Genomic DNA, 16,093 nt, shown 5'->3' on the forward strand with positions numbered 1-16,093 from the left:
TTGCTTGAATAATATCACACGAGGTTGTAATAAAAAGCTCTTAAAGCAAGCTATTTTCCTTGCTTTAAGATGGTTGGCTTGATTGGGTAATTATAGCGTTAAAAGAGCCCCTAGTGAGGGTGCTCTATGTTTTCTAATACTTCACTGAATGAATTAGCTATGGGGGTAATATGCAGAGGGATATGTAGCGCTTTAGTAATTTGACGTGCTGAGATTAAACCGCAAATTTCATTGTCAGTTGTAGTCACTAATAAAAACATCACTCCTTGATGCTCCATTGTTTGCAACGCATCACCAATACATGCGTAGCTTAAGCTTTGCATACTTACACTCATTAACTGACTTATTGGTGTCATTATGTGGCGTAAGCTAACTTCATTACGCGGTGTATTTAAACGCTGGGCAATAATCGTGATTTTTGAGCTTTGTAAATCAGCACTTGAAACTATTCCAATTAATTTTTGGTTGTCGTCCGTTACTAAGACAAAATCAGATTGTTGAGCGCTAATCTGTTTTAGTGCTGCTTCAATTGTTGTTTCATACTGGGCGCGGACAGGTGTTTTTTGAGTGAAATTATTTACCACTTTTAATGCCGGAGAGGCTAAATCAATTAATGGTTGGTCATCTGCAAATGTGCTTGCAATAACGCCGTGAGAAATGCTTTGAGTACGTAATTCTTTAAAGTTAGACATAGTAGTCACCTTAGTCGTTATAAAATTTAATTAAGTTGTAAAATAATGAATTAAATTAAATAGCTAGGTGGTCCGCGTTGGTATGCAGTGCTAAAAGGTCTGTTTAGATTAGTGCTCTTATAAAAAGAATCTACGACATTAGGAAGTGGTTGAGGCGACCTAAAGGTAATAGTATTAACGTGAGAGTCTACGTCAAAATCGAGGTTTGCCTGGTCAGGAATATCACAAGCAATAAAGTGATTAGATAGTTTAGCGTTATCAAGGTTTACGTCAGTGTTGCTGGCATGCAGCGTCAAACTTACACTCATTAAAAGTGCAAACAATACGGCATTATTTAATATGCGCTGTACTATGTTTGACATAACCACGACCTTAATTAACTGCTTTCAAATTAAACAAATCAACTTGAATAATTCATTTATAGCTTATTGACCTAATTTACACAATCAAAAGTTAACATGATCTGAATCAAAACTTTTTATTTCTTTTTTTGGTAATCAATACTGTTTACATACCATTGCTTTTTACCCTGAGGAGTAGGTACTTCAAAGTCGTCATCTACTTGCTTTTTAATCAATGCACGCGCCATAGGTGAGTCTATTGATATGTAATCTTTTCGGTCGTAAATTTCATCAGGTCCGACAATTCTGAATTTTTTAGTTTCACCTTCTTCGTTTTCAATTTCGACCCATGCACCAAAAAACACTTTTCCATCTTGAACGGGAGAGTAGTCGATGATTTTTAAATCAGGTATGCGTTTGCGTAAATAGCGTACACGACGGTCAATTTGGCGTAGCAAACGCTTGTTATATTGATAGTCAGCGTTCTCAGAGCGATCTCCGAGACTGGCCGCCCAGCTGACTATTTTTGTTACTTCTGGGCGTTTAACGTTCCATAGTTGATCGTGTTCTTGTTGTAATTGCAAGTAACCTTCGCGGGTAACTAAATTTGTTTTCATGGTGAATTCTTTATTAACTCTAATGGTGTGCACGTTATTAAATTTGCCAAAACTTGTCGAGCGTAAAATGTAATAAAGTACGAGCAAGTAAGCTTTGAAATGTTCAGTAACAATCTAAGCAAGTAATTAGTTTTTGATTATTCAGTTTTTCATTTATATTAACTAATAATTGGATATAAAAATAAGAAAGAGATTATGGGACACGAGACCACAAAAGTATTAGTTGTTGATGACGATATGCGCTTACGCAGTTTGCTTGAACGTTACTTAGTTGAGCAAGGTTTTATTGTGAGAACCGCAGGAAATTCGGAGCAAATGGACAGACTCCTTGAGCGTGAAAATTTTCATCTAATGGTTCTCGATTTAATGCTTCCAGGTGAAGATGGATTGTCAATTTGTCGTAGGTTACGCCAAAAAGAAAACGAAATCCCTATTGTTATGCTCACCGCTAAAGGCGATGAAGTAGATCGAATTATAGGTTTAGAGCTCGGTGCTGACGATTACATCCCAAAACCATTTAATCCACGGGAATTACTTGCGCGTATTAAAGCTATTTTACGCCGCCGCGCAAAAGAAGTGCCAGGCGCCCCTGCTGCTGAAGAAAACTTGATCGCATTTGGTAAATTCACCCTTAATTTAGCAACGCGCGAAATGAGTGAAGGGGACAAAACAATATCGCTTACCAGTGGTGAGTTTGCAGTGCTTAAAGCGCTTGTTTCGCATCCACGAGAGCCACTTAGCCGCGATAAGCTAATGAACTTAGCGCGTGGGCGTGATTACAGTGCGCTTGAGCGAAGTATTGATGTGCAAGTGTCGCGACTTCGACGCATGATTGAAATTGATGCTGCCAATCCGCGTTATATTCAAACCGTATGGGGTTTGGGGTATGTATTTGTTCCTGATGGTGAAAAGTAATTTATATGGGATTTTTTCCGCGTAGTGCGTTTGGACAAACGGTTTTTTTGGTAGCCGCATTATTACTAATAAACCAAATAGTGTCTTACGTTACAGTAAGCTTATATGTTGTAAAGCCTACAATTGAGCAAGTAAATTTAATGCTCGCAAAGCAAATAAAAACTGTATTTATAGATTGGGAAGACGGCATTGAGATAAACGACGAGGTTTCAGAAAAGTTTTTTGAAATCACTGGAATTGAAGTAATGACTCAACGTGAGGCAATGCGTAATGGGTTAGGGCAAACTCGTGAGTATTCGGGGTTATCGCGCAGTATGACGAAACAGTTAAATGGCTTCTCGCGTGTGCGCATTAGCCAAACTGGTCCACTCATATATTGGGTCGAAGCCCCCCAAGCTCCAGGTTACTGGGTTAAAGTACCGTTAACTGGTTTCCAAGAGAATAATTTAGAATTTTTAACTTTTTATTTATCAAGCATCGGATTTTTAAGTGTGTTAGGTGGGTGGTTGTTTGCAAGGCACCTCAATAGGCCGCTTAAAGCGTTACAGCAAGCTGCAATAAAAGTTGGTAAAGGTGATTTTACTACTAAGTTAGCAGAGGAAGGTTCAACAGAAGTGATAGAAGTAACGCGCGCGTTTAATCAGATGTCGCGGGGTATTGCTGCACTAGAGAATGACCGCCGTTTATTAATGGCTGGTGTGTCACATGATTTACGCACGCCGCTTACACGCATTCGTTTAGCGACTGAAATGATGGCTGAAGCTGATGAGTACTTACGCGAAGGTATTATTTACGATATTGAAGACATGAACGGTATTATCGACCAGTTTATCGAGTACTTACGCCATCATAAGCGTGAAGAACTAACCTGTGAAAATATAAATGCACTGGTGGCTGAAGTTATTCATTCGGAGCTAAAGCATCAACGTGTAATTACGTTTAAAGAGAACCCAAGTATTGGCAATATACCGCTAAGCTCTGTGGCTATTAAGCGTGTAATAACAAACATGATTGGTAATGCGCTGCGTTATTCACAAGATGATATAGAAGTACTTAGTTATTTTAGTCCAAATAAAAAATATGTCGTTATTGCAGTAAACGATAATGGCCCCGGCATTCCTGAAAGTGAGTTAGAGTCCGTGTTCGAACCATTTAAGCAAGGTGATGCTGCTCGAGGGAGCGAAGGCAGTGGTTTAGGGCTGGCAATTATCAAGCGTATAGTAGATATGCACGATGGAAAAGTGATGCTTGAAAATCGTCCCGAAGGCGGGCTAAGTGCGCAAATATACTTGCCTATAAAAGTAACTAACCAAGCTGTTTAAAGCGAATAGCTGTGTAGTTACTAACTGTAAACTAAGTGTTTAATACCAAATAGACTTACAAGGTATAAGCCATATGATTACCTCCACATATTTCAAAATACATGTGCTATGTACGGTCAGGCATTAATCGTTTTTATTAGGGTATTGTATACAGCTTTTTCGTAGTGTTTTTTATAATGGAGCAAAATAGAGTGTTTGTATCGCTTCTTAGTATGCTTTTTAGCTGTTACATCATTAATACATTAATACCAATTCGTAATAATATTTGAGCAATTTGAGAGCTTAAACCTGACGCTAACTGTGTTAAATATTTCTTATATAGACCAACTAAATAACGAATTTTTGCCTTATAATCGACACTGTTTTCTTACCTCAAAATAGCTTACTTAATTAAGCAGATTGGTATTACGAAGATTAAGTAGTGACCTTACTTTTTATAGCTACTTGATTTGTAATTATTCGAGTAGTTAGAAAAATTATTAGCATTGGATAGCTAATATATATTTTTACTCCCCATAAATGCCAAACATGCTCAGCCCTTTGGGTTTGCCCTAGAGACGGTTTACTTTTACTTAGCCCACTAGGTTGCAAACTTCCTGCGATAACTAAATCACCCCTAGCTAAAGTAGCTTTAGTCATGAAAGATCAACACTCTAGCGTAAAAATAATCATGGTTATGCTTTATATTGATGTCTGCGTTGCCAAAAAGGCATTTTAGACCAGCGCTGTTCTTGGTTATAAAAGAAATGTTGATGGTGTAAATAATGACGCCATATTTGCTCTATTTGCTGTTGGTAAGTTTTGTTAAAGTGCTGTTGTATATCATTGTCGATAATGTTTAGTATATTTGATTTTTTAAGCAGTAATGCGAGTTGCATCGCATTTGCCATTGCGTTAAAAATTCCTTGTGATGACAAGGGATCAAAGCTTATAGCTGCATCACCTAATGCGGCCCATTGTTGACCTGAAAAGTTGTTCAAACGTGTTGAGTTAGCACTTACAATGCCCTGTAAATTTAGCGTTTTTTGATTGTCATTTAGTAATTTTGCGAGTGATGAGTGTTGTTGAGCATACTTAATAAAGTATGCTGGATCGCGATGCAGCCCCTTAGGCATTAGGTCTGAATCAGTTTGGAAGGCTAAAACACGCCGCTGGTTTGGAAGTGGAGCACTGTACCACCAACCATTATTAGTTGAGTGAATATTGCCCAGTTTATTTTCGCTATTGTCATCTAAAGTTGCCCAGCATGATATGAGGCGATCACTTTGCTGGCGATCGGTATACTTTTTGGCAAAATGTGCTTGGCGACCAGTTGCATCAATAACGAATGGACATACTATGCTTACTTCCTGATCTTCATTTAAGTCTGAATTTATAAGTGTAATATGCCAAGAGTTTTCTTTGTATTGACTGTTAATTAATTTAGCGGGCCAAATGCATTCTACGCCTCGCTGTTGGGCTTTTTCACGTAAAAACAACTCAAACCTTTTTCGGTCTAGTCGCCAGCCGAAACCATCAGGGTTATTGAGGTTATCTGCAATGTGCAGGGCTTCTTGACCCCAACTTATTTGCATTCCGGCATTAGGCAAATGATGAGGAAGTGCAATATCCGTTTCTAATCGGCTTTCAAATTCAGTTAGTAAGTTGAGTTGTTTTAAAATTCGTCTTGCTGCGGGTGCTAAGCACTCTCCAATACGTTCTTCAGGAGATGCTGATTTATCGATAAGCGTCACCTTATAAGAATCGCACAAAGCAAGCGCGGCAATACATCCAGCCACGCCAGCACCAATGATCACAACACTGTTTTTTGCGTCCTCATTTTTAATCATTGGCATAGCGATTTCAACGTCCTTTGATGCGATGAAAACGGTTGGCTTTTTCGGTCACGCCTAAATCTACTTTGCTTCGATTATGAGTCAAATCTACAGAGAGAGTAACGTTACTATGTTGTATTGCTTTACTGGCTAAGTTAACTAAACCTTCGCCTGCTTTATTATGAGGTAGCATGCCTACCTGCATAGTGTTGGGGAATTGTTCGTCGTTAATAGCACCAGTATGTGTTTGTACAATAGCAAGTTCTGCAAAGTGCTCAACCATACTATTTATTTGGTTGGTATAGGTTGCAGGGTTACCATGTAGGGGCAAGTCATCAAGCCAATCTGTTCTATATGCAAACGCTTGCTGGCGGGTACTATCAGATAATGATGTATCAAGAACCTGTTGATAGCGTCGTTGATTCATTATTTGATTGGGAACACGAGCTGGCCAAAATGTGGGTAAAAATGGGTCATACTCAGAGCTATAACCATCGCGACAACTGGCCGTGTCAGTTTGCCATGGAATAGCCATCCAACGTGTGATCCCTCCTGCTACTTGGCCACCAAACAAAGGGCCTTTTGCTAAAGTATAAATATCATGATTCATAATAGGCCCATAATAACAATGATCACTTTGTGTATCAGGTAATGCATGTTTTAGTCGAAATGGAGACATATACATTCCGGCCGTTCGCATTGGCCAAGTCATCTCACAGCCTGGATGAAATGCATCAGCAAGGCAAAACTCCATTGCACCACGCGTTAGCTGTTCAGGCTGTTCGGCAACAGGGTAGTCATCAATAGTTGGTGGCTGAGTTGGCACAGGGCAGCGTGATTGTGGTTTGTAATCATTAATGAAATCACCTTTTACCCACTGGTCTAAAAACGACAATTGTAAATTAGACAAAGTCGCATGCTGGCGTACTGAGCCTGTTGGAGGGATGCTAATAGCGTCACCATATAACCAAGGCCATAGTTGAGGTGCTTGTGCACCTGATACATCAGTTCGACGAAAGTTATTAGATAAAGTCCGGCGGAGCTCTTGATATGCAGGTGATGGGTCACTAAGTTTTGCCAACCATTCTGGAGTCGTATAATCAAATTGACCACCCCAGCCGAATGCACCAGCAAAGCCGCTATTAACCCACTGTAAATTGGTCATCCTAGAAAATATAGGTTGAATATCCTCTGTGAATGATGGGCGTTGTGGCCGTGCTAGCATGCTACTATTAACAGCAACATCGCGCATTAAATCCCACATAGTACGAACTGATTTTTGCATAGGCGCATAATCAGGCGGCGCACAAATGACCCAAGCTGGTTCAACTCTTAATGCAACACCATTATAAACAACCTCAGCAGTAATTGGGCCATCGGATATATCGTCATACCAACCTTCGTTGTTGGCGAAAGTTACCGCAATATCGCCTTTTAAATTACGGGCAACACCATGTCCTCCTAACATTATTAATCGACCGTGGTTATCGCTGCGCATCTCGCCTAAGTAGACATCTTCGTCCATAAACTTACCAATAAAGTTATGTTCGTTTTTGCTATTTACGTTTTTACCACTTAGCTTGCGCTGACCACCATTAATATGAAGTTTATCTCGGTCTGCTACATTATTATTACGCAGTAGCGAAGGTGGAGCGTCTGCGGCTTCAGGAATATCTAAAGCAATTTGAAACTCGTACCAAGATGATTTTTGATTGGCGAGTTGGGCGTGCCATGTGATATCTGCATTATCTAGTGTAAGCTCTTTTATAGCCTTACCTGCAGCGTTAAAACCATAAATTCTAAACTCTGCAGCTTGGCGTTTAAGTGCACCGCTTTTATCGCGATACGCATATTCGTCACTATTGGGAACTGGTTGAGGTTGCTGCGGACCAATAAAATAATCGTCCTTGCTGTTGCCAACGCGCATTACGCCAATAGGAGGGTAAATTCCGGCATAAACAATACATTCAGAATCCGCTTCTTGTGCTTGTTCTGGATTGAAGTTAGTTAATTTAGTTGGCTCTTGTAGCTGTTGTCCGTTAGCTGTGTGACGTGCTTTTGCACTGGCTGCATAGGCTGACTTTCGTGCAAGTGCGATACTGCCAAGTGGTTCATGGGCGGCTAAAGTACGCCAAATATTAAATGCCAAGTTACTACCAAGTTCGGCTTGGCCAATTGCTGTAATATTTTGTTGTGCTAGATGTAGACGAGCAATACACACATAAGGACTTTGTTGAGTGCTCCATACTGCTTGAGCGTCATCGAGTGGCATTGTTTCTGGATTTGTACGTAGTTGTACCTCAAACCGGAATTTAGCACTCCCTTCTCGTAATCGTCGCTGTAAATCTAAAGCAAGGTAATTGTTATCAACGCATGGCGCGCCGACTTCACTCTCTTCAGGAACTAAGCGATATTTAACAATTTGTTGATCACCTAGCTTGAATGGCAAAATAGCCCAATATTTGGCACTTAAGCAGCTCGATTCAACTTTTTGCATGTCGTTTAGGATGTTAGCAATGTCACTATTTTTAGGGTCATTTAGGTAAGCATCATAATCTTTATCAATCACACCTGCTGTTGTAAATTGGCACATCTGTTGCGCATTTTTAGTGAAAAAACGCTCCATATTTTGAAAAATAAAATCAGCGGTATTGCTTTCACCAATTAATTTATCTCCATTGACCGCAAACAACTTCATTGCTAAACCAAGTGTGCTGTGTAAATCGGGGGAGGAGGGAGTGGTATCACTCGAAAAACGTATGGCGCATTCATATTCACTTTTAGAAAAAATACCAATTTTGAATTGCGGGTCTATGTCTGGATTAATTTTAAACTTACCGTATGCGATGCCATGTTGCTTTCTAAAAACGGCACGTTGCGCAGGTTGTTGACCTTTATCAATACGTGGTACTTGGCCGAGGCCAACAAACATCTCAGTTAAACGTCTACAGGCTTGTTCAACACTTTCATTATCTGACCAACAAGGTATGTTGTTAGCTGATGGTTTTGTTGGATTTTCTTTTTTAGCCATTGTAAGTATTCCTTTTAAGCTATTGAGATATAAATTGGTTTTGAGAAAACATTGTATTTTTATTAATTTCAGCTGCGTGATTTTTACGAAAAAAAGAATAAAACTACCGTTGTTATTTGTTTTCAATATTGCATTCGGAATGCTGTGAGATTGGCAATCGAGATTGCAAGAAATAGGTATTAAATGCCTAAGCTGTATGAGTAACCACTTTTTATGTTTTTCTTCGTTTTAGCTGCAACTTAGGATTATTGTTATCCAATACTAATTTTTTAGTGGAATTATTGATAAAGGTAGATGATGCAGCTAAAGAAATCTATTACAGAGTATTACAGCAAATGGCATATCTAAAAAAGAATAGGTGAGGCTGACAAAGGGTTATTTAAAAAATGTGTGTTTGGTTTGTAGGCAAGGCTGCGCCTAATGTACATGGTTATCCCTCATAAATACCAAGTAAGTGCACGCTGCCATTTAAGTTACAAGCTTCGCACCGCGATTAAATAGCACCTGGGTTGAATTTCAATCTTGAAAAGCCAATAGCCCAGGTTACTCGGTATATTTTTTGTGTTATTTAAAGTGCTTTAAAGCGAATTGCTGTACCACCACTTGTTGCTAGTTTTAAAGTAAGCTTATCGTTTGCAGTTACAATACGTTTCTCGATAGTTAAATCGTATGGGTTATTTTTCCACTCGGCATTTTCACCGTCTTTATAAATTTGTGCTTCAAATTTTTTGCCTTGATCTAAAAAATCGAGTTTTACTTTAATCGTACGGGCTTTTTCATCGGTAACGGCACCCAAGTACCAATCGTTTCCTGAGTATTTACCACTTTTACGCTCTTTGCGGGCAAATACAATAAAGTCGCCTACTTCGCCATCTAGCGCAATACTTTGCTGCCAATCGGTGGGAACATCTTGGATAAATTGAAATGCGTCGGGCTTCGCTAAGTAATTTTTAGGTAAGTCGGCCGCCATTTGAATTGGGCTATACAAAACAACATAAAGCGCCAGCTGTTTTGCAAGTGTAGTTTGTGGGCGATTTGTGTCATCACCTAAGCCATTAAAGCTCATATCAAAAATACCAGGTGTAAAGTCCATTGGGCCTGCAAGCATGCGGGTAAAGGCAAGCATTGGTATGTGTTCAGGTGGGTTAGGCGGGGAGCCCCATGCATTAAACTCTTGTCCACGTGCGCCTTCACGCGCAATCCAATTGGGGTAGGTACGGCGCAGGCCCGTATCTTTAATCGGCTCGTGGGTATTTATACTAATTTTATGCTTTGCGGCAAGTTTTATGTTGTAAAGATACTCGTTAACCATAAACTGGCCGTCGTGCCATTCATGACGAGCTATGCCGTTTTCATCTATGCGTTTAATATTCCCGCCATCAGCTACGTAACCTGTTTTTACCTGGCTTACGTTTGATTTTTCGTAAAGAGCAAAGGCGTCTTCCATTTGATCACGATAGTTGCTCACATTACCTGACGTTTCGTGATGACCAATGAGCTGAACGCCTTTCTCTTTGCCATATTGTGCAAGTGTTGCAATATCAAAATCGTCATAAGGTTTTGTAAAATTAAATACATCGCCATTAAAATACCAATCACCATCCCAGCCAATATTCCAGCCTTCAACTAATACGCCATCAAAACCGTGTTGTGCTGCAAAATCCATATAGTATTTAGTTGTTTTTGTGGTTGCTCCGTGTTTTTCGCCGCTCCCCCACGTTTGTGTTTCTATGTGCATTCCCCACCAAATACCGACGTATTTACCAGGTTTAATCCACGATACATCGTCGAGCTTATTTGGCTCGTTTAAATTTAAAATAATATCCGAATTAACTAAATCAACAGCATGTTCGCCCATTTGGATTGTACGCCACGGGGTATTGAATGCGCCTTGTTTTTTAACTGCAATACCGTCTGACCAAGGTGTTAAATCTGCCTGAAATGTACCAGGGCGACGTTGATTAAGCACCATGGCGGCGTAATCAACAAGTGCAGCTTCGTGAATACTTAAATGTATGCCATCTTTATTTTTAAAGGTAAATGGAGTGTGCACTAAAGCTGCGTCATTAAGCGGGGTGGTGTTATAAACATACTCATAACGGTTCCAACCACGAGCAGGGATCCACCATGCTGTTGCATTGCTACTGTCGGCTATTGCAAACTCGGTAAGCTCTTTGGTTATTTCTGTTTTTTCGAAACCTATTTGTTCAGGCACTTCGTACCTAAAGCCAATACCATTATTAAAGGCTCTAAATTTTACGGTGAAAGTACCACCTTGAGGCTGTGATTTATTAAATGTTACGGCAACTTCATTATGCTTATCAGTCACTGTTTGGCGCTCACCCCAAGGCAGCTGCCATTGAGTATTAACGGTTTGTTTTTGGGTTTTTGCTATTTTAAAGCCTTCGCTAAAAGGTGCTTGTTGTTTAAATTCAAACCCTAGAGCGGAGCTAGTTATTACTGGTCTGTTTTTAAAATCAATAGAATATGTTGGAGTATTTAGTTCGTCTGATATAGTTATTTTTATATTGCCATTAGGAGATTGCAACGTCGCTGTTTGAGCAAAACAACTGCTCGAAAAAGCTAAAAGTAAAAGTGTTGATGTTCTCATTATGAGATCCTTGGTATGCCAGTATGAATTAACCAGCATAAAGGCAGTTATTACGGAATACGAACTTCTACATACGTATTCAATGTTATAAAAAATAGAAAGAAATAAGTAATCTAACCGGTCTATAATATAAATAAGTTGAAAATAAGAATGGTAAGCGAATGATTAAGTATTTAATTTTTATAATATCAATGGTTTTAAGTTGGCAAGCAGCGGCAATTCAAATAACAATTAAAAATACAAAAGATGAACCAATGGCGAATGCCGTCGTGTGGCTAACTGCAAAAAACACTTCAGAAGTAATCATTGCACCGGATGCGCCTTATGCAATGAGTCAAAAAAACAGAGAGTTTACACCACGCATTTTAGTTGTACCGCAAAACGCTAAAGTGGAGTTTCCAAATGCAGATTCTATTATGCATCATGTGTATTCGTTTTCTAAGGCTAAAACATTCGAATTAAAGCTATATAAAGAACAACCTAAAGCGCCCTTGGTGTTTGAGCAAACCGGTGTTGTAGAGCTTGGGTGTAATATTCATGATTGGATGTTGGGTTATATCGTTGTGGTTGATAGCACTATTTTTGCTATTACCGATATAACAGGAAAGGTTGATTTAGCAGCACCTTTAGGAGAATACACTCTCAATGTATGGCATTCAGGATTTGGTGATATTAGTAATGTTGAATCAGAGAGTGTAACTGTAAATTCAGCCCCACTTACTTATAAAATAAAGCAAACTATAACCGAACAAATTGATTTTGCCACGGACGAATTCGATGATTACTAATAACTTACTAAAGCTGACACTGCTGTGTTGTATTGTATTTTTTAGTGGTGCGTTAAGTGCACAGGTAAAAGGCTTAATACAAGTTAGAGCAGTGCAAGGTGATGATACGCTTAGTTTTCAAGAGGGCGGTATTGGATTGTATCGGCACGATGCTAAAAGCGATGAGCTTATTTTATCACAAGGTATTTTAGATTTTAATGTTGATTTAGCATCTAGTTGGTCGGCTCATGGTGTACTGAATATAAATCAAGACCCTGATGTGGCTTTAGGTTTAACGCAAGCTTACATAAAGTATCAACCGTTATCTAACAGTAACTATAAATGGCATGTACGTGTAGGTGGCTTTTATCCATTAATGTCTTTAGAAAACCCAGATATTGGCTGGACGTCGCCATATAATTATACAAATTCAGCAATTAATAGTTGGATTGGTGAAGAACTACGTACTGTCGGAGTTGAGGTTACTATAAAGCGACCTGCAAAGCGTTTTAATAGTGCACATGGCTTTAGTGTTATAGGAGCTACATTTAAAGGAAATGACCCCGCAGGTACATTGCTCGCATGGCGTGGTTTTGCATTACATGACAGGCAAACAACATTTAACGAAGGCGTCAGGTTTGCACCTGTAGCAGCATTAAATGAATCCCAATTACGTTGGCAAGCTAACCAAGTATTACCGTTTGAAGAGGTGGATAGTCGCTTTGGTTATTATGTGGGTATGCACTGGGATTACTTAAAACAATCACAATTTCGAATTTATTATTATGATAACAATGGCGATCCGACCAAGCTTAATATTAGCTCAGGACAATATGCGTGGGATACTCGGTTTACCAGCGCCGCATGGCTCTATAAGTTAAATAAAAAAACACGCCTCATTGCGCAAGTGTTAAGTGGTAAAACTGAAATGGGATATAATGCGTTAATAGACAATACATACTATAGTCATTATTTAATGATGAGTCATAAAGAAGGTAAGCACAGAGTATCGTTGCGTTATGATTATTTTAAAGTTACAGATAACGATACCACTGTATTTGACCCTAATGGCAGTCATGGTGAAGGTATAACTGCAACATGGCGTTATCAGTTGAGTGAAAAGTTACAAATAGGTGTTGAAGGAGCTACTCTTAAAAGTGTAGTTGAAAATAGAGCTGCAATTGGTTTTAAACAGTCTATTTCACAACAGCAAGTAATGCTTAACATGCAATGGAAATTATAAATTTAATGCATGTGTTGCCTTTTTAAAACTTAGTTATAGTGTGTAATCCCGTCAGGAGTGATAAATGAATTTGCATAGTATTCGCGTTAAAGTTTCTTTTCCTATAGTGATTTTAGGAATTGCAGTATTGTCGTTAATTATTGGCTACACCCATTTAATTAATCTACAAAAAAATGCATTGGATGTGCAATCTGAAAAATTTATTAAGGCAACTTCACTCGCATTAAATGCGGATCGTGACTTATATCAAGCTAAGGTCGCAGAGCTAAATCTTGTTACGCATACTAATAATATTGAAAAATATAAGGCAGAACACAAAGAAAATGCAGCGCAAGTAATACAAAAATTAAAGCAGTATTTGGATCTTCTCACGGATTATCCTGAAATTAAAAATGAATTTAGAAGTTTTGATGCTACTTTTAATGCTTGGCTTAATGCCTCGAACGCTCATATGGCTGATAAGAGTGAGGCAAAGCAGTTTGAATCGGAACAGACATTTGCTGATTTAAGAGTAAGGCTTGACCGCGCTGGAGAGTTAGCTGAAAAAACTTCCGAACAAGAAATTAATAAATTATCCGAAAAAATAGAGTCGACTAAGTTGATGATGTTAGTTTTCGTTATAATTATTTTATTAATAGCCGTTTGGTTTAGCTACATAATACCTAAACAGTTAACGCAACAAATTAATTATGTTACAGAACGTATTAATGATATTGCATCGGGGGATGGTGATTTAACGGGGCGTATACAAGTAACATCTCAAGATGAGTTTGCAGATCTTGCTACTAGTTTTAATGGCTTTTTAGATAATTTACAGCAGCTCATTCGCGATATTTTAGAGCAATCAAAAGAACTAAATACGCTAGGTGCAGAGCTAAGTAAGGTTGCGAATCAAAATAACAGTGTAAACCAAGCTTTAGGTCAGGCTTCTGAGTCTATAGTCAGTGCTGTACATGAAATGAGTGTAGCAAGTAGAGAAGTTGCAGGAGTTGCTCAACAATCTTCGAGTGAGGCTGATAACTCTTTAAATTTGGCGCAACAAGGTTTAACTGCCGTTGCTAATTCGAGCGCTCGTATTGTTTCTCTTTCACAAAATATGGATCAGGCGATGGCGCGCTCAACTGAACTACAACAAAGTTCAGATAACATAGCCAAAGTATTAGAGGTTATTCGTGCTATTGCGGAGCAAACCAATCTATTAGCATTAAACGCGGCAATTGAAGCAGCACGTGCTGGCGAATATGGCCGAGGGTTTGCTGTTGTTGCTGATGAAGTCAGAACGCTTGCAACACGTACACAGGTCAGCACTAACGACATCCAACAAATGATTGAGCACTTTGCGACAAGTGTTGAGCAATCTATAAAAGCAATTGATGAAGGAAAGCAGTTTGCTGATGATGCTGTGGGGTCATTTACTCAAACTAATGATGTACTTAATGCAATGCAAAGCTCGTCAACTAAAGTGAACGATATGGCAATGCAAACAGCGCAGGCTACAGAAGAGCAAACTACGGTCGCCGACGAAATAAGTCAAAATCTATCATCACTAAATGATCAAACTGTTGAAGGTGTTGCACTTGCACGAACAACTGAAGATGTATCTAAAAAAATGGAACAATTAACCGATGAGTTAAATCGTTTAGTGCATCGTTTTAAAGTTTAAACAGTGAGCTATTAAAACAATCAGGGGCCTATTAGGGCCCCTTTTTAATGCAATTTATATCTAAGTGAATGGGACTATTTTTTATCGAATGCGCGTTTCATGTAGTTAGGTGTAGCGAGTGCACCATGGTGAATACCGCTGTTGTAGTATTCACTTTGCTCAGCTATTTGTGCTGCGCCGTCTTCTCTGAAACCGTCAAATGCTTGTGATTTACGTGCAAGTGTTACCGACCATAAACCACTTGGGTAAATTGGTTGTGGGAATGGCAGTGTTTGTAAATCGTTAAAGCCTACGCTTAGCATTGCTTCGCGCATTTCAACTAACAATGGCATATGCATAAGTGGCGATTCACTTTGTTGTACTAAAATACCACCTGGGCGCAGTGCATCTAAACAGCTTGTGTAAAACGCATGGTTAAATAAACCTTCACCTGGACCCACCGGATCGGTGCCATCAACAATAACCACGTCGATAGATTCGCCAGCGGCTTCGCGCATGTATTTAATACCGTCGTCAAACATAACCGTTGCACGGGCGTCGTTGTTAGATTCACAAAGCTCTGGGAAGTATTTTAACGACATTTGCGTTACTACTTCGTCTATATCTATTTGCGTTACAGTTTCTACGCCTGGGTGTTTTAATACTTCGCGTAAAGTACCGCAGTCGCCGCCGCCAATAATAACGACGTTTTTAGGGTTTGGATGCGCTAAAAGTGCAGGGTGGCTGATCATCTCATGATAAAAGAAGTTTTCGCGGGTTGTTACCATAGTACACCCGTCGATGATCATTAAATTACCAAAGTCTGTGGTTTCAAACATTTCTACCTTTTGAAAAGGAGACTGTTTTTCATCTAACTTTTTATTAATACGTAATGAAAATGCGCTGCCATCGCGGTCGCTAATTTCAGTAAACCACTTACTTTGATCTAAATTTGCCATAGTTACTATTACACTTTTTAGGTTGAGTATGAAAAAGGGGCAATTCTGCCAGTGCTTGGCGTTTTGCTCAATGACATTTTAACTGATTTGACGAATAAAGTTAGTTAGGAGTGAGTGAAAGTTCAATTTTTGTTAGCCT

At 39.1% G+C, this 16,093-nt stretch carries 12 protein-coding genes; 5 read left to right on the top strand and 7 right to left on the bottom strand.

The window, feature by feature from the left end; translation table 11 throughout:
- Positions 1–110: 110 nt before the first annotated feature.
- The 3 genes from P20495_RS02750 to greB form a co-directional block, all read right to left on the bottom strand.
- Positions 111–692: a CBS domain-containing protein gene (locus tag P20495_RS02750; protein ID WP_007376422.1), complete on the bottom strand. Its 582-nt coding sequence runs from the start codon at positions 690–692 to the stop codon at positions 111–113.
- A 50-nt stretch (positions 693–742) separates the two neighbouring features.
- Positions 743–1,054, bottom strand: coding sequence for a hypothetical protein (locus tag P20495_RS02745; RefSeq protein ID WP_008138735.1), 312 nt, complete (start codon positions 1,052–1,054; stop codon positions 743–745).
- Positions 1,055–1,170: 116 nt separating this feature from the next.
- Positions 1,171–1,650, bottom strand: coding sequence for a transcription elongation factor GreB (greB, locus tag P20495_RS02740; RefSeq protein ID WP_007584978.1), 480 nt, complete (start codon positions 1,648–1,650; stop codon positions 1,171–1,173).
- 195 nt (positions 1,651–1,845) lie between these two features.
- Between greB and ompR the strand changes: the two genes are divergently transcribed.
- Both ompR and envZ read left to right on the top strand, forming a co-directional pair.
- A complete protein-coding gene (ompR, locus tag P20495_RS02735) occupies positions 1,846–2,565 on the top strand; it encodes a two-component system response regulator OmpR (RefSeq protein WP_007376425.1) in 720 nt (239 codons plus the stop codon).
- 5 nt (positions 2,566–2,570) lie between these two features.
- Positions 2,571–3,887, top strand: a complete 1,317-nt coding sequence (gene envZ, locus P20495_RS02730) for a two-component system sensor histidine kinase EnvZ (protein WP_007376426.1) — start codon at positions 2,571–2,573, stop codon at positions 3,885–3,887.
- 674 nt (positions 3,888–4,561) lie between these two features.
- On the opposite strand, the gene P20495_RS02725 is transcribed toward envZ, so the two are convergent.
- The 3 genes from P20495_RS02725 to P20495_RS02715 all read right to left on the bottom strand — a co-directional run bounded on the left by P20495_RS02725 (position 4,562) and on the right by P20495_RS02715 (position 11,343).
- Positions 4,562–5,722 (bottom strand): tryptophan 7-halogenase, encoded by a 1,161-nt coding sequence (locus tag P20495_RS02725; protein WP_008138739.1) that lies wholly within the window; start codon positions 5,720–5,722, stop codon positions 4,562–4,564.
- Positions 5,723–5,729: 7 nt separating this feature from the next.
- On the bottom strand, positions 5,730–8,732 hold the full coding sequence (locus tag P20495_RS02720; RefSeq protein ID WP_008138741.1) for a LodA/GoxA family CTQ-dependent oxidase: 3,003 nt from the start codon (positions 8,730–8,732) through the stop codon (positions 5,730–5,732).
- Between the two features lie 568 nt (positions 8,733–9,300).
- Positions 9,301–11,343: a glycoside hydrolase family 97 protein gene (locus P20495_RS02715; protein ID WP_008138743.1), complete on the bottom strand. Its 2,043-nt coding sequence runs from the start codon at positions 11,341–11,343 to the stop codon at positions 9,301–9,303.
- A gap of 161 nt (positions 11,344–11,504) precedes the next feature.
- Here P20495_RS02715 and P20495_RS02710 point away from each other — a divergent pair, with 161 nt between their 5' ends.
- The 3 genes from P20495_RS02710 (at position 11,505) to P20495_RS02700 (ending at position 15,016) form a co-directional block, all read left to right on the top strand.
- Positions 11,505–12,131: a methylamine utilization protein gene (locus tag P20495_RS02710; protein WP_008138744.1), complete on the top strand. Its 627-nt coding sequence runs from the start codon at positions 11,505–11,507 to the stop codon at positions 12,129–12,131.
- Complete coding sequence (locus P20495_RS02705) at positions 12,121–13,353, top strand: hypothetical protein (protein ID WP_008138746.1); 1,233 nt, start codon at positions 12,121–12,123, stop codon at positions 13,351–13,353. The genes P20495_RS02710 and P20495_RS02705 overlap by 11 nt, the downstream gene beginning before the upstream one ends.
- A gap of 64 nt (positions 13,354–13,417) precedes the next feature.
- Positions 13,418–15,016, top strand: a complete 1,599-nt coding sequence (locus tag P20495_RS02700; protein WP_007376432.1) for a methyl-accepting chemotaxis protein — start codon at positions 13,418–13,420, stop codon at positions 15,014–15,016.
- Between the two features lie 74 nt (positions 15,017–15,090).
- Here the strand turns inward: P20495_RS02700 and speE are convergent, their stop codons facing one another.
- On the bottom strand, positions 15,091–15,954 hold the full coding sequence (gene speE / locus P20495_RS02695; protein ID WP_008138747.1) for a polyamine aminopropyltransferase: 864 nt from the start codon (positions 15,952–15,954) through the stop codon (positions 15,091–15,093).
- Positions 15,955–16,093 lie beyond the last annotated feature (139 nt).

Origin of the sequence: Pseudoalteromonas sp. BSi20495, assembly GCF_000241185.1 — a bacterium.
Classification (GTDB): Bacteria; Pseudomonadota; Gammaproteobacteria; order Enterobacterales; family Alteromonadaceae; genus Pseudoalteromonas; species Pseudoalteromonas fuliginea.

Coding starts and splice junctions, on each gene's coding strand:
- P20495_RS02700 (WP_007376432.1), top strand. CDS start 13,418: ATGAATTTGCATAGTATTCGCGTTAAAGTTTCTTTTCCTATAGTGATT.
- ompR (WP_007376425.1), top strand. CDS start 1,846: ATGGGACACGAGACCACAAAAGTATTAGTTGTTGATGACGATATGCGC.
- P20495_RS02710 (WP_008138744.1), top strand. CDS start 11,505: ATGATTAAGTATTTAATTTTTATAATATCAATGGTTTTAAGTTGGCAA.
- P20495_RS02725 (WP_008138739.1), bottom strand. CDS start 5,722: ATGCCAATGATTAAAAATGAGGACGCAAAAAACAGTGTTGTGATCATT.
- P20495_RS02745 (WP_008138735.1), bottom strand. CDS start 1,054: ATGTCAAACATAGTACAGCGCATATTAAATAATGCCGTATTGTTTGCA.
- envZ (WP_007376426.1), top strand. CDS start 2,571: ATGGGATTTTTTCCGCGTAGTGCGTTTGGACAAACGGTTTTTTTGGTA.
- P20495_RS02715 (WP_008138743.1), bottom strand. CDS start 11,343: ATGAGAACATCAACACTTTTACTTTTAGCTTTTTCGAGCAGTTGTTTT.
- speE (WP_008138747.1), bottom strand. CDS start 15,954: ATGGCAAATTTAGATCAAAGTAAGTGGTTTACTGAAATTAGCGACCGC.
- greB (WP_007584978.1), bottom strand. CDS start 1,650: ATGAAAACAAATTTAGTTACCCGCGAAGGTTACTTGCAATTACAACAA.
- P20495_RS02720 (WP_008138741.1), bottom strand. CDS start 8,732: ATGGCTAAAAAAGAAAATCCAACAAAACCATCAGCTAACAACATACCT.
- P20495_RS02705 (WP_008138746.1), top strand. CDS start 12,121: ATGATTACTAATAACTTACTAAAGCTGACACTGCTGTGTTGTATTGTA.
- P20495_RS02750 (WP_007376422.1), bottom strand. CDS start 692: ATGTCTAACTTTAAAGAATTACGTACTCAAAGCATTTCTCACGGCGTT.